Here is a 12,954-nt window from a genome sequence, read left to right as displayed (position 1 = left end):
TCTACCGCCGGATCCGCACGCCGTCACCGAGCGGAAGCAGCACCGACGGCCGCCGGTCCGTCACGAAGGACAGCGGGTCCACATACTCGCCGTCCTCGCGGACGCCCCAGTGGAGGCACGGCTGACCGCAGTGCTCCCGGACAGGTCCGTCCGCGGGTCGGCGGGCAGGGGAGGCGTCGAGCGTCGCCACCACCTGCCCCCGGCTGACGTGCTCGCCCCGGGACAGATCCGTGGAGACGGGTTCGAAGCTGCTGATCCGACCCTGGCCGTGGTCGATGGACAGGACACCCCGGTCCACCACCCTTCCCGCGAAGGACACGACGCCGTCCGCCGGACTCACCACCCCGACGGGACCGCCGGCACGGGCGGACAGGTCGACGCCCCGGTGCCCCCGCTTCCACGTCTGCGGCGGCTTCTCGAAGGGACGGAGGACCTCGGGCGCAGGGTCCAGGGGCCAGGTCCACTCGGGCACGAACGGTGCCGGAGTGGACCCCACGCCGGCAGCGGAAGCAGGGCGGGAGGTGCCGGCTCCGGACGGGACGCAGAGCAGCACCGTGAGAAGGGCCACCGCGACGGCGGGGGCGGCGCCCTCCCGGACGCCAGCGCGACGGCGGCCCGGCTGGTGCATCGGGGGATCGAGGGAATCGAGGGGATCGCTCATGGCCCCAGCCTGCATCTCCCGTCCGCCGGGCGCGCACCCCGGGCCCGTATGTGGACATCACGCGTCGGAGCCGAGGGGTGGAGGCACCCCCGGAGCGTCGCCGGGACCGCTGCCCGACCGCCGTCGCCGGCCCGATCCGCCACCGCCGCTGTAGTACACTGGATCCAGCAGTCTGCTGCTCCCACATCCGTATGCCACTGGCATCAATGGGTCGTGGAATCCGCAGGCTGACTACGCGTACCTGCGATTCTGCGCCGACGAACGGCGCCGAAGTGCCCACCCTGCGGTCCGGACCAGTCCGGTTGGGGAGGGCGCGTCCATCGGACGACCCGGTACCAGGACGTACCGGCCACCCCGGCCGGCACCGAGACAACCGTCAACAAGCTTCAGGCGGCGCTCCGCGCCCGAGCCGAAGCTGAGGAAAGGCAGAACATGCCAGTCGTAACCATGCGCCAGCTGCTCGACAGCGGCGTCCACTTCGGTCACCAGACCCGCCGTTGGAACCCGAAGATGAAGCGCTTCATCTTCACCGAGCGCAACGGCATCTACATCATCGATCTCCAGCAGTCGCTGGGCTACATCGACCGCGCCTACGAGTTCGTCAAGGCCACCGTCGCCCACGGCGGAACCGTGCTCTTCGTCGGCACCAAGAAGCAGGCCCAGGAAGCGATCGCCGACCAGGCCACGCGCGTCGGCCAGCCCTACGTCAACCAGCGTTGGCTCGGCGGCATGCTCACCAACTTCCAGACGGTCTCCAAGCGCATCCAGCGCATGAAGGAACTCGAAGAGATCGACTTCGACGACGTCGCCGGTTCGGGCCACACCAAGAAGGAGCTCCTGCTCCTCAAGCGTGAGCTCACCAAGCTGCAGAGCAACCTCGGTGGTATCCGCAACCTGACCAAGGCCCCTTCGGTCGTGTGGGTCGTCGACACCAAGAAGGAGCACCTCGCCATCGACGAGGCGAAGAAGCTCAACATCCCCGTCGTCGCGATCCTCGACACCAACTGCGATCCCGACGAGGTCGACTTCCCGATCCCCGGCAACGACGACGCCATCCGCGCCGTCAACCTGCTGACCCGGGTCATCGCCGACGCCGTGGCCGAAGGCCTCATGGCCCGCCACAACCGCTCGGGCAACAACGAAGCCACCGCCGACGAGCCCATGGCCGAGTGGGAGCGTGAGCTGCTCCAGGGCACCTCGGACGCCGCCGCTGCCGCGCCCGAGGCGACCGAAGCCGCAGCTCCGGAAGCCGCCGCCGAAGCACCCGCCGTCGAAGCACCCGTCGTCGAGGCTCCCGCCGTCGAGGAGGCGCCTGCAGGCCTGCAGGCTCCCATCGCCGAGGAAGTCCCCGAAGCAGTAGCTCCCGCCACGGAAGCCGCCAGCGACACCAAGTAGTCCTCGATGCGTAAGGGGTGTGGGTCAAACCATGCCCCTTACGCATGTTCCGATCCACCTCAACTTAGGAGTTCATATGGCAAATTTCACTGCCGCTGACATCAAGGCCCTGCGCGAGCGCACGGGCGCGGGCATGATGGACGTCAAGAAGGCCCTCGACGAGGCCAATGGCGACGCCGACAAGGCCCTGGAACTGATCCGGATCAAGGGTCTCAAGGGCGCGACCAAGCGCGAAGGCCGCTCGACCGCCGAGGGCCTCGTCGCCGCTCGCGTCGACGGCAACGTCGGGGTCATGATCGAGGTCAACTGCGAGACCGACTTCGTCGCCAAGGCCGGCCCCTTCATCGAGTTCTCCAACAAGGTGCTCGGCGCAGCCGTCGCGTCCGGCGCCACCGACGTCGAGACCCTCCTGGCCTTCGAGCTGGACGGCAAGCCCGTCTCGGAGCACGTCATCGAAGCTGGTGCGCTGCTCGGCGAGAAGGTCGACGTCCGCCGCATCGCCCGCGTCGAAGGGCAGATCGTCGACGCCTACCTGCACAAGACGTCCAAGGACCTCCCCGCCCAGGTCGGCGTGCTCTTCGCCGTCGAGGGCTCGGGGGACGCCGCCGTCGCTGCGACGCACGACGTGGCCGTCCACATCGCCGCCTACTCGCCCACCTACCTGACGCGCGAGGATGTCCCCGCCGAGCTCGTCGAGTCGGAGCGTCGCATCGCCGACGAGACGGCCCGCGCCGAGGGCAAGCCCGAGCAGGCCCTCGCGAAGATCGTCGAAGGACGCCTCACCGGCTTCTTCAAGGAGGGTGTCCTGGTGGACCAGGCCTTCGCCAAGGACGCGAAGAAGTCCGTCGCCGCCGTCCTCACCGAGGCCGACGCCAAGGCCACGGCCTTCGCGCGGTTCCGCGTCGGCGCCTAGTACCTCAGGCCAGGTCGACAGCACAACTGTGAAGGGCGGCCACCCTCGAGGTGGCCGCCCTTTCCTGCGCCCGGGAGGCGCGCCGTATCCTGTAACGGGTCCGGCACCATCCCACCTTCGCACCATCGGCCGTCCGCCCAGGACCGGCCCACAGCACTATGCCCGGGAGGCACTTCATGGACACCACATCCACTGCTCCGACGGGTGGTCCCACGGGGCGGCGCCGGGTCCTGCTCAAGCTCTCCGGTGAGGTCTTCGGCGGCGGCAAGCTGGGCGTGGACCCGGACACGGTCCGCGGTATCGCCCAGCAGATCGCCGCGACCGTCGGCGACGTCGAGGTGGCGATCGTCGTCGGCGGCGGCAACTTCTTCCGCGGCGCCGAGCTGTCGCAGAGCGGCATGGACCGCTCCCGCGCCGACTACATGGGCATGCTCGGCACGGTCATGAACTGCCTGGCCCTGCAGGACTTCCTCGAGCAGGCCGGTGTCGAGACGCGCGTGCAGAGCGCGATCACCATGGGCCAGGTCGCCGAGGCGTACATCCCGCGGCGCGCCATCCGACACCTCGAGAAGGGCCGCGTGGTCATCTTCGGCGCCGGCGCGGGCCTGCCCTACTTCTCCACCGACACGGTCGCGGCCCAGCGTGCGCTGGAGGTGCACGCGGACGAGGTCCTCATGGCGAAGAGCGGCGTCGACGGCGTCTACACCGCCGACCCGCACAAGGACCCGACGGCGGAGAAGCTCCAGACCCTGTCCTACGACGAGGCCCTGCGCCGCGACATCCGCGTGATGGACCAGACGGCCATGACCATGTGCAAGGACAACAACCTGACGATGGTGGTCTTCGGGATGCAGGGCGAGGGCAACGTGACGCGTGCCATCCGGGGGGAGAAGCTCGGCACCCTCGTCACCACCTAGCCCCCGGGCGGGAACGGCGGTGCCGCCCGGGCCGCGCCCGGGTGCGGCGCGCCGTTGAACTAGGATTGACCACTGGAACGGTTGCCGTGCAGCCGACTGCGGATCGAAGGAGACATTGTGATCGAAGAGACCCTGCTGGAAGCCACCGACAAGATGGACAAGGCCGTGGAGGTCGCAAAGGAGGACTTCGCGACGGTCCGCACCGGCCGAGCCAACGCCTCCCTGTTCTCCAAGGTGGTCGTCATGTACTACGGCGCCCCCACCCCGCTGCAGCAGCTCGCGTCCTTCCAGAACCCGGAGGCGCGCACCCTGCTCATCACCCCGTTCGACCGCGCCTCCCTCAACGACATCGAGCGTGCGCTGCGCGACTCCGACCTCGGAGCCAACCCGTCCAACGACGGCAATGTGATCCGGGTGGTCCTGCCCGAGCTGACGCAGGAGCGCCGCAAGGAGTACGTGAAGCTGGTGAAGACCAAGGCCGAGGACGCCAAGATCTCCATCCGCAACGTCCGCCGCAAGGCCAAGGACGGCATCGACAAGGCCGTGAAGGACGGCGACGCCGGTGAGGACGAGGGCTCACGCGCCGAGAAGGAACTCGACGCCATGACCAAGGCGCGCGTGGACCTCATCGACGAGCTCCTGAAGCGCAAGGAAACGGAGCTGCTCGAGGTCTGATGGCAGATCCTAATCCAGCCGGTCCCGGCGTCGGGCCCGTCCCGAAGCCCGACGCCGGGACAGCGACCGCCGCGGTGCCCGAGGCAGGTGCCGCCCCGGGCGGTGCCGCCCCTGCGTCCCGCCGATCGCGGCGTACCGGCTGGACGCCCGGTCCCGGACTGCTGAAGCGGCGACGATCCGCCCGGGAGCCCGGTGCGCCGTCGCGCGCCGGCCGCAACCTCCCCGCGGCCATCGGTGTGGGCGCCGGCCTCCTCATCCCGGTCCTGGTCGGCCTGCTGTTCTTCCCGGTCGTCTTCGCGGGCATCGTCACCCTGTTCGCTGCCGTGGGCGTCTGGGAGATCTCCCGGGCGCTGGGGCTGCGCCGCATCCGCGTGCCGCTCGCGCCCACCCTGGCGGGAACGCTCGTGCTCCCGTTCTCCGCCTACTTCGGCGGAGCGGAGGGGCTCGCCGTCGCCACCGTCGCCGCCGTCGTCGGCATCTTCCTGTGGCGCTCGCTCGACCCCGCCCCGGATGCCGCGAAGAGCCTCATGGCCGGTACGTTCACGCTGCTCTGGGTGCCGTTCATGATGAGCTTCGCGATGCTCCTGATGCGCGCCGAGGGAGGCTACCTCGTCATCGCCACGCTCCTGCTGCTCGTGGTCGCGAACGACACCTTCGGGTACCTGGTCGGGGCGTTCTTCGGGAAGCACCCCATGGCGCCCAAGATCAGCCCGAAGAAATCCTGGGAGGGTTTCGGCGGCTCCATCGGCGGCGCGATGATCATCGGCGGGCTCTGCGCGGTGCTCCTGCTCGGGCAGCCGCTGTGGATCGGCCTCGCCCTCGCCGTCGTCGTCGTCGCCTCCGCCACCGCCGGCGACTTCGCCGAATCGATGATCAAGCGGGAGCTCGGCGTCAAGGACATGGGCACCATCCTCCCCGGCCACGGCGGCGTGATGGACCGGCTGGATTCGATCGTGCTGGCCTGCCCGGTCGCCTATCTGCTGTCCGCTACATTGGTACCGGGACTGCTCTGACGACGGGCCGACGGCGGAATCCCGGGGCCCGCGGGTTCCTGAACTGTCCCTCGACGGCCTAGGCGGAAGGATCATCCATGGACCTCGCTCGGCCCGGCACCTCCCCGTTCACGCGTGTCGGACGGCGGGAGTTCGGCTACAACACCCGCCAGGTGGACCGGTTCCTGGCCAGGGCGCGCGGCTACTACGACGCCGAGGATCCGGCGGCGGCCATCACGAGCAGGGACGTCCGGTCCATGGCCTTCGACCCGGCCCGCGGCGGGTACGACCCGCAGGCCGTCGACGCCGCGCTGGACCGCCTCGAGGACGTCTTCGCGCAGCGGGAACGCGACCACCTGATCCGGACCGAGGGCGAGGACGCGTGGCTCCGGCAGATCGGTCGGACCGCCGCCGTACTGCGCCGCAGGCTCCACCGCCCGGCCGGCGAGCGTTTCCGCCGGCCCGCGAAGCAGGGCAGCCCGAGCTACGACATCGAGGACGTCGACCGCCTGTGCGACGACCTCCTGCAGTACCTGGAGAACCATGTGCCGATGAGCGTCGACGTCGTCCGCCGTGCGGTGTTCCGCGAGGCCCGGGGAGCGGACGGCTACGAGGAGAGCCAGGTGGATGCGTTCCTGGACCGCGTCATCGAACTGATGGCCGGGATCGACTGACCTAGCGCGGCTCGGGGGTGTGGAGGCGCGCCAGCACGCGCGACGCCGTGGTCGGCCGCCGTCCCGCCGTCGCGCGCGACACGAGCACCATGGTGAGGAACGCCGCCGGTACCGTCCACAGGGCCGGCTGGCCGAGCCAGACCCAGCGGTCGCCCGCCCCCGCTCCCAGCGCCGCGGTGGCGGCGATCGCGCCGCCGCACAGGATCGCGCCGACGGCCATCCCCGCGATCGCGCCGGCGTCGGTGAGGCCCCGCCACCAGATGCCCAGCAGCAGCAGCGGGCAGATGGTGGAGGCGGTGAACGCGAAGACGGACCCGACGCTGCCGGCCAGTGCCAGGGTGTCGGTGAGGAGGGCGATCACCAGGGGGACGATCGTGGACAGCAGCGCGGCCCGCCGGAACCCCGTCACGCTGCCCTGGAAGAACTCCTGGCTGATCACACCGGCGAGGGAGACCACGAGGCCGCTCGTCGTGGACAGGAACGCGGCGAACGCGCCCGCCGTCACCAGGGCAGACAGCAGGTCGCCGGTCGCGCCGTCGAAGATGCGGCCGGGGAGCAGGAGGACCGTCGCGTCCGCGGCGCCGCCCGCCGCGAGCTCCGGCGTGTGGATGCGCCCCAGGATGCCGTACACGGTGGGGAACAGGTAGAAGACCGAGAGCAGGCCGAGCACGAGCACCGTGGTCCGCCGCGCCGACGCCCCGTCCGGATTCGTGTAGAAGCGCACCAGCACGTGGGGGAGCCCGAGGGTGCCGAACAGGAGCGCGATGACCAGCGAGATGGTGCCGTAGAGGGAGGCGTGCGCCGTCGTGTTCAGGTCGGTGGTGAACACGCTGCCGCCCGCCGTGACCGACGCGCCCTCGGCGCCCAGGCGGAACAGGATGAACACCGCCGGGACGGCGAGGGCCGTCAGCTTGAGCCAGTACTGGAACGCCTGGACGAACGTGATGGAGCGCATGCCGCCCGTGACCACGCTCAGGCACACCACGACTACGACGGCGAGCGGTCCCACCCACGACGGCAGGCCCGTGGTGATCTGCACCGTCAGGGCGGCGCCGTGGAGCTGCGGCACGATGTACAGCCAGCCGACGACGACGACGAGCATGCTCGTCACGCGGCGCACCAGCAGCGAGTCCAGCCGCGCCTGCGCGAAATCGGGGATGGTGTAGGCACCCGAGCGGCGCAGGGGAGCGGCGACGAACAGCAGGAGCATCAGGTACCCGGCGGTGTACCCGATCGGGAACCAGAGGGCGTCCACGCCCGAGATGAGGATGAGCCCGGCGACGCCGAGGAAGCTCGCGGCGGACAGGTATTCGCCGCCGATCGCGGAGGCGTTCCACCAGGGGCGCACCGTCCGGGAGGCGACGTAGAAATCCCCGGTGGTCCGGGAGATCCGCAGACCGTAGATGCCGATGAGCACGGTGCTGAGGGCTACGAGGAGCAGGGCCGTGTAGCCGACGGCGGGGCTGAGGTGCAGGCTGCCGGTTTCGAGCGCGTCAGTCATCGTCCACGAGGTCCTGGAAGCGCCGCTCGTTGCGGGAGGCGCTGCGCACGTACAGGATCGCGCAGCCGATGACGAGCGGGTACACCCCGAGGCCGAGGATCAGCCACGGGAGGGGCACCGTCAGCACGGTCATCGACTCGATGTCCGGGAACACCGCGAGCAGCACCGGGATGCCCATCAGGATGACCAGGAAGCCGCCCGCCACCACGAGGGCGAGGCGCAGCTGCGACCGGATCAGCGAGGCGACGAACAGCTGGCCCAGTTCGGACTGTTCGGCCATCTCGCGGGCCACGGGGAAGGACGCACCCGTCGCGCGGGCGGCCGTCCGCGGGGCGGTCACCCGGACGCGGCGGGGCGGCTCGGACGGCTGCGTCATCCGCGGTCGTCGGGGGTCACTGGCCCGGCCGGAGGCGGGTGGCCTCGAGCTTCTCGCGGACGTCGGGCAGGTGCCGCCGGCTGACCGGCAGCTCGGCGTCGCCGACGAACAGGCTCGCCCGGCCTGCGCTGATCCGGACCTTCCGGACCTGGTCCATCGCCACGAGGTAGGAGCGGTGGGTGCGGAGGAACCCCGCGGTGGCCCACTGGCGCTCGAGGTCGTTGAGCGGGATCCGGATGAGGTAGCTCGCCTCGGAGGTGTGCAGCCGCGCGTAGTCGCCCTGCGCCTGGACGTAGCGCACGTCGTCGCGCCTGATCATGCGGCTGATGCCGCCCTGGTCCACGGTGATGACCTCCGGCGCGGCCGTCGAGCCCTCCATCAGCTCGCACACCCGGCGGACGGATTCCGCGAGGCGTTCGGTGCGCACGGGCTTCAGGAGGTAGTCGACGGCGCGCAGTTCGAAGGCCTCCAGGGCGCGGTCCTCGTCGGCGGTGACGAACACGACGGCGGGCGGACGGCTGAAGCGGGAGATCTCCCGGGCGATGTCCAGCCCCGAGAGGGACGGCATGTGGATGTCGAGGAACAGGGCGTCGACGGTGTGCTGCTCGAGGACCTTCAGCGCCTCCGTGCCGCTCGAGGCGCGGTGGATGGTCCCGACCCGCGCGTCCCTGCCGAGCAGGAACGCCAGTTCCTCGACGGCGGGGAGTTCATCGTCGGCGACGAGCACAGAGAGCATGCTCCCTAGATTACGCGCCTCACGCCCGGTGGTCGGGCTGCGACTTGGGGACGCGCATCGTGATGAGAGTGCCGGCGCCGGGCGCGGTGTCGATGATCAGCCCGTGGTCGTCGCCGTACACCTGCCGCAGGCGGGAATCGACGTTGCGCAGGCCCACGTGCACACCCTCGGTGTGCCCGGCCAGCACGGACCGGAGGTGCTCGGGCTCGATGCCCACGCCGTCGTCCTCGATGGTCACCTCTGCGAAGGGACCGACGTCGTGAGCGGTGATGGTGATGTTCCCGATGCCGTCCTTGGAGTCGAGGCCGTGGCGGACCGCGTTCTCGACGAGCGGCTGGAGGCTGAGGAACGGGATGACGGTGCTGAGGACCTCCGGGCCGATCTCGAGGCTGACCTTCAGCCGGTCGCCGAACCGGGCGCGTTCCAGCAGCAGGTAGCGGTCGATGCTGCGCAGTTCCTCCGCCACGGTCGTGAAGTCGCCGTGGCGGCGGAACGAGTAGCGCGTGAAGTCGGCGAACTCGACCACGAGGTCGCGGGCACGCTGCGGGTCGGTGTTGATGAAGGACGCGATCGCGTTGAGCGAGTTGTAGATGAAGTGCGGGCTGATCTGGGCCCGGAGGGCACGCACCTCCGCCTCCGCGAGGAGCCGGCGCGAATAGTCCAGTTCGGCGAGTTCCACCTGGGTGGACACCCACCCGGCGAGCTCGTTCGTGGCCCGGACGAGGCCGGCGTTGACGTCCTCGGCCACCGCCCCGACCGTGCCGACGACGCGGTCGTCCACGCGGATGGGGGAGAGCACCAGTTCGCCGGGTTCCGCCAGCCCCGCGGCCTCGAGGCGCTGGCGGCGGAAGATCTGCGTGCGGCCGCTCTCGAGGACCTGCCGCACCAGGGGCATCACGTCCGGCGGCGTCCCGCGCCCGCCGTCCCAGGCGAGCACCCCGGCGTCGTCACTGATCATGAGCACGTCGCACCGCAGGAGTCCGTGCAGGTAGCGGCTCGCCTTCGAGGCCCCCGACGGCGTCAGGCCCTCGCGCAGGTGTTCGGAGGCGAGGGCCGCGGTGTGAAGGGTGGCGTAGGTGGCGCGGTCGGCGTCGGACCCGAGGTCCCGGTACGAGCGCGACAGGCGGAAGCCCAGCGAGGCCACGACGGCGAGGGTGACGACGACGACGGCGCACACCAGGGCGGTGTCGACGGCGGCGCTGAACATTGCTCCAGAGTATCCGCCCGGACCTGCCGCTCATCGCGCCCGCTGACCGTTCACCGCACCCACCCGCGCGCTCGGCGACGAACGGCCGTGTCCGGCTGGTGGAGTCGGCGGCCGTCCAGCACAGTGATGGGAGTCACACCGACGTGCCTTCCTGCGCTGCGACGGTGCCGCCCTCGCGGCTGGAGTGACTCCCGACCAAGAAGGAGGAACCATGGGCTCGCACCCAGGAGAGCCGGCCGCCGGCTCCGGTCCTGCTGTCGACTTCACCGAAGTCCAGCAGACCGAGCAGTTCAGGGAACTGCGCAAGCGCCACCGCAGTTTCGTCTTCCCCATGGCAGTGTTCTTCCTGCTCTGGTACTTCGCCTACGTGCTGCTCGCCGCCTACGCGATCGACTTCATGGCCACGCCGGTGTTCGGCAACATCAACATCGGCATCATCCTCGGGCTGCTGCAGTTCGTCAGCACCTTCGCCATCACCATGTGGTACGTCAGCTACGCCAACCGGCGCCTCGACCCCATCGCCGCGAACCTCCGGCACGAGCTCGAGGAAGCGGCACCCGAAGCGTTCATCGACCCGTCAGGCGGAAAGAAATGATCCCTCTCATGAGTGCGGGCGTCCGCGTGCCGCTCCAGACCACCGAGACGACGACGGTCGGCTCGCCGCTGCTCAACATCACCATCTTCGGACTGTTCGTCGCCGTCACCCTGGTGATCGTGCTCAGGGCGAGCCGCAACAACAAGACCGCGGCCGACTACTACGCCGCCGGCCGCTCCTTCACCGGCGGGCAGAACGGCACCGCCATCGCGGGGGACTACCTCTCGGCGGCGTCGTTCCTCGGCATCGTCGGCGCGATCGCCATCAACGGTTATGACGGGTTCCTGTACTCGATCGGGTTCCTCGTCGCGTGGCTCGTGGCGCTGCTGCTGGTCGCGGAACTCCTCCGCAACACCGGCAAGTTCACCATGGCGGACGTGCTGTCCTTCCGCCTGAAGCAGCGTCCCGTCCGCATCGCGGCGGCCATCACCACGCTGGCCGTCTGCTTCTTCTACCTCCTCGCGCAGATGGCGGGCGCCGGCGGGCTCGTCTCGCTCCTGCTCGGCATCGACGACCGCCTCGGCCAGTCCCTCGTCATCACCGTCGTCGGCGTGCTCATGATCATGTACGTCCTGATCGGCGGCATGAAGGGCACCACCTGGGTGCAGATCATCAAGGCCTGCCTGCTGATCTCCGGCGCGTTCATCATGACCGTCTGGGTCCTCGCCCTGCACAACTTCAACTTCTCCACGCTGCTCGGCGCGGCGATCGAAACCTCGGGCAACGCGGCCATCACGAGCCCCGGCCTGCAGTACGGCCTCAGCGCCATCACGCGCCTCGACTTCCTGTCGCTGGCGCTCGCGCTCGTCCTCGGTACCGCGGCCCTGCCGCACGTGCTCATGCGCTTCTACACCGTCCCGACCGCGAAGGAGGCCCGCCGGTCCGTGGTCTGGGCCATCTGGCTCATCGGTGCGTTCTACCTCTTCACGCTCGTGCTCGGCTACGGTGCCAGCGCACTGATCGGTTCGGAGCGCATCCTGGGCGCTCCGGGCGGCGTGAACTCGGCGGCCCCGCTGCTCGCCTACGAGCTCGGCGGGTCGATCCTCCTCGGCCTCATCTCGGCCGTCGCCTTCGCCACGATCCTCGCGGTCGTCGCGGGCCTGACCATCACGGCCGCGGCCTCCTTCGCCCACGACATCTACGCGAGCGTCATCCGCAAGGGCAGGGTCAACCCGGACGGCGAGGTCAAGGTGGCCCGCCGCACCGTCATCGTGATCGGCCTGCTCTCGATCGCAGGCGGCATCGGCGCGCAGGGCCAGAACGTCGCGTTCCTCGTGGCGCTCGCCTTCGCCGTGGCGGCCAGCGCCAACCTGCCGACCATCCTCTACTCGCTGTTCTGGAAGAAGTTCAACACCCAGGGCGCGGTCTGGAGCATGTACGGCGGCCTCGGCTCGGCGATCCTGCTGATCGCCCTCTCGCCCGTCGTCTCCGGCGGCGAGAAGTCCATGATCCAGGGCGCCGACTTCTCCCTCTTCCCGCTCAGCAACCCGGGCATCGTCTCGATCCCGCTGGCGTTCTTCCTCGGCTGGCTGGGCACCACGCTCTCCCGGACCCCGGAGGACCCGATGAAGCAGGCCGAGATGGAGGTGCGCTCGCTGACCGGCGTCGGAGCCGAGAAGGCCACCGACCACTGATCGGTCGACCCACGCACGATCGAGGCCGCCCCACCGCACGGTGGGGCGGCCTCGTCCGTTCCGGGCGGGCGGTCAGGACCGTTGATCAGGAAGGCGGTCGGGGTCCGCGGGCGAGCAGCGGCTCGACCCGGAACGGGATGAGTTCACCCATGGCCAGGGAGGTGTCGCAGCGCTCCACGCCGTCGCAGGCGAGGATCTTGCCGTTGATCCGGAAGAGGTCCTCGGCGTCCACGGCGACCACGCGGACCAGGATGTCCGCCTGCCCGGTCAGGCCGAAGGCCTCGATGACCTCGGGCACCGCGGCGATGCTGCGGGTGACGGCCGCGAGCTTCTGCTGCTGCACATGGACGTGGATGAACGCCGTCAGGGGGTAGCCCAGGGCCACGGTGCTGATGCGCCGCTCGAAGGAGAGGAAGACCCCCTTCTTCTCGAGCTGCGCCATCCTCGCCTGGACCGTGTTCCGGGAGAGGCCGAGCTTCTGGGCGAGGGCGACGACGGTGCGTCGGGGGTCCTTCGCCAGGGCCTGCAGCAGGCGTGTGTCGGTGAGGTCGAGGGGGTGCATAGTGCGCAACGCTAACACGGTCGTCGAGGCTCCTACAGGGCACTCTGCTCAGTCGGAAGCGCTACGGTTGTGCCGCCTGTGCGGTGTGAGTAGGGTCACAACCACTCCGGGCAACG

Annotated in this window: 14 protein-coding genes; 8 read left to right on the top strand and 6 right to left on the bottom strand. The window is 69.9% G+C overall.

Annotated elements, in window-relative coordinates; translation table 11 throughout:
* Position 1: 1 nt before the first annotated feature.
* Complete coding sequence (locus tag AC4D2F_RS11300) at positions 2-661, bottom strand: M23 family metallopeptidase (RefSeq protein WP_490910653.1); 660 nt, start codon at positions 659-661, stop codon at positions 2-4.
* Between the two features lie 432 nt (positions 662-1,093).
* Between AC4D2F_RS11300 and rpsB the strand changes: the two genes are divergently transcribed.
* From rpsB to AC4D2F_RS11270, 6 genes are all read left to right on the top strand, one after another.
* Positions 1,094-2,056, top strand: coding sequence for a 30S ribosomal protein S2 (gene rpsB / locus AC4D2F_RS11295; RefSeq protein ID WP_490910652.1), 963 nt, complete (start codon positions 1,094-1,096; stop codon positions 2,054-2,056).
* Positions 2,057-2,132: 76 nt separating this feature from the next.
* Complete coding sequence (gene tsf / locus AC4D2F_RS11290) at positions 2,133-2,969, top strand: translation elongation factor Ts (RefSeq protein WP_104168306.1); 837 nt, start codon at positions 2,133-2,135, stop codon at positions 2,967-2,969.
* A gap of 176 nt (positions 2,970-3,145) precedes the next feature.
* A complete protein-coding gene (pyrH, locus tag AC4D2F_RS11285) occupies positions 3,146-3,886 on the top strand; it encodes a UMP kinase (RefSeq protein ID WP_104168305.1) in 741 nt (246 codons plus the stop codon).
* Between the two features lie 117 nt (positions 3,887-4,003).
* Positions 4,004-4,561: a ribosome recycling factor gene (gene frr / locus AC4D2F_RS11280; protein WP_043447395.1), complete on the top strand. Its 558-nt coding sequence runs from the start codon at positions 4,004-4,006 to the stop codon at positions 4,559-4,561.
* The gene (locus tag AC4D2F_RS11275; protein WP_490910651.1) at positions 4,561-5,574 is read left to right on the top strand and encodes a phosphatidate cytidylyltransferase; all 1,014 of its coding nucleotides are present in this window, start codon (positions 4,561-4,563) and stop codon (positions 5,572-5,574) included. Before frr ends, AC4D2F_RS11275 begins: the two co-directional genes overlap by 1 nt.
* Before the next feature lie 77 nt (positions 5,575-5,651).
* Positions 5,652-6,227, top strand: a complete 576-nt coding sequence (locus AC4D2F_RS11270; protein WP_490910650.1) for a DivIVA domain-containing protein — start codon at positions 5,652-5,654, stop codon at positions 6,225-6,227.
* Between the two features lies 1 nt (position 6,228).
* On the opposite strand, the gene AC4D2F_RS11265 is transcribed toward AC4D2F_RS11270, so the two are convergent.
* The 4 genes from AC4D2F_RS11265 to AC4D2F_RS11250 are packed head-to-tail and all read right to left on the bottom strand — an operon-like array spanning position 6,229 to position 10,047.
* Positions 6,229-7,728 (bottom strand): sodium/solute symporter, encoded by a 1,500-nt coding sequence (locus tag AC4D2F_RS11265; RefSeq protein WP_490910649.1) that lies wholly within the window; start codon positions 7,726-7,728, stop codon positions 6,229-6,231.
* Positions 7,721-8,104 carry a DUF485 domain-containing protein gene (locus AC4D2F_RS11260; RefSeq protein ID WP_490910648.1) on the bottom strand — a complete coding sequence of 128 codons (384 nt, stop codon included), beginning with the start codon at positions 8,102-8,104 and terminating at the stop codon, positions 7,721-7,723. The genes AC4D2F_RS11265 and AC4D2F_RS11260 overlap by 8 nt, the downstream gene beginning before the upstream one ends.
* 16 nt (positions 8,105-8,120) lie before the next feature.
* Positions 8,121-8,840: a LytR/AlgR family response regulator transcription factor gene (locus AC4D2F_RS11255; protein WP_490910647.1), complete on the bottom strand. Its 720-nt coding sequence runs from the start codon at positions 8,838-8,840 to the stop codon at positions 8,121-8,123.
* A gap of 19 nt (positions 8,841-8,859) precedes the next feature.
* The gene (locus AC4D2F_RS11250; protein WP_490910646.1) at positions 8,860-10,047 is read right to left on the bottom strand and encodes a histidine kinase; all 1,188 of its coding nucleotides are present in this window, start codon (positions 10,045-10,047) and stop codon (positions 8,860-8,862) included.
* 211 nt (positions 10,048-10,258) lie between these two features.
* Here AC4D2F_RS11250 and AC4D2F_RS11245 point away from each other — a divergent pair, with 211 nt between their 5' ends.
* Both AC4D2F_RS11245 and AC4D2F_RS11240 read left to right on the top strand, forming a co-directional pair.
* A complete protein-coding gene (locus AC4D2F_RS11245; RefSeq protein WP_104168298.1) occupies positions 10,259-10,642 on the top strand; it encodes a DUF485 domain-containing protein in 384 nt (127 codons plus the stop codon).
* Between the two features lie 8 nt (positions 10,643-10,650).
* Positions 10,651-12,276, top strand: coding sequence for a solute symporter family protein (locus AC4D2F_RS11240; protein ID WP_490910645.1), 1,626 nt, complete (start codon positions 10,651-10,653; stop codon positions 12,274-12,276).
* Positions 12,277-12,361: 85 nt separating this feature from the next.
* Here the strand turns inward: AC4D2F_RS11240 and AC4D2F_RS11235 are convergent, their stop codons facing one another.
* The gene (locus tag AC4D2F_RS11235) at positions 12,362-12,838 is read right to left on the bottom strand and encodes an Lrp/AsnC family transcriptional regulator (protein ID WP_490910644.1); all 477 of its coding nucleotides are present in this window, start codon (positions 12,836-12,838) and stop codon (positions 12,362-12,364) included.
* Between the last annotated feature and the right edge of the window lie 116 nt (positions 12,839-12,954).

The sequence above is a fragment of the Arthrobacter sp. TJ-263 genome, from assembly GCF_058269155.1.
This window is presented reverse-complemented; position numbering and strand designations above follow the sequence as displayed.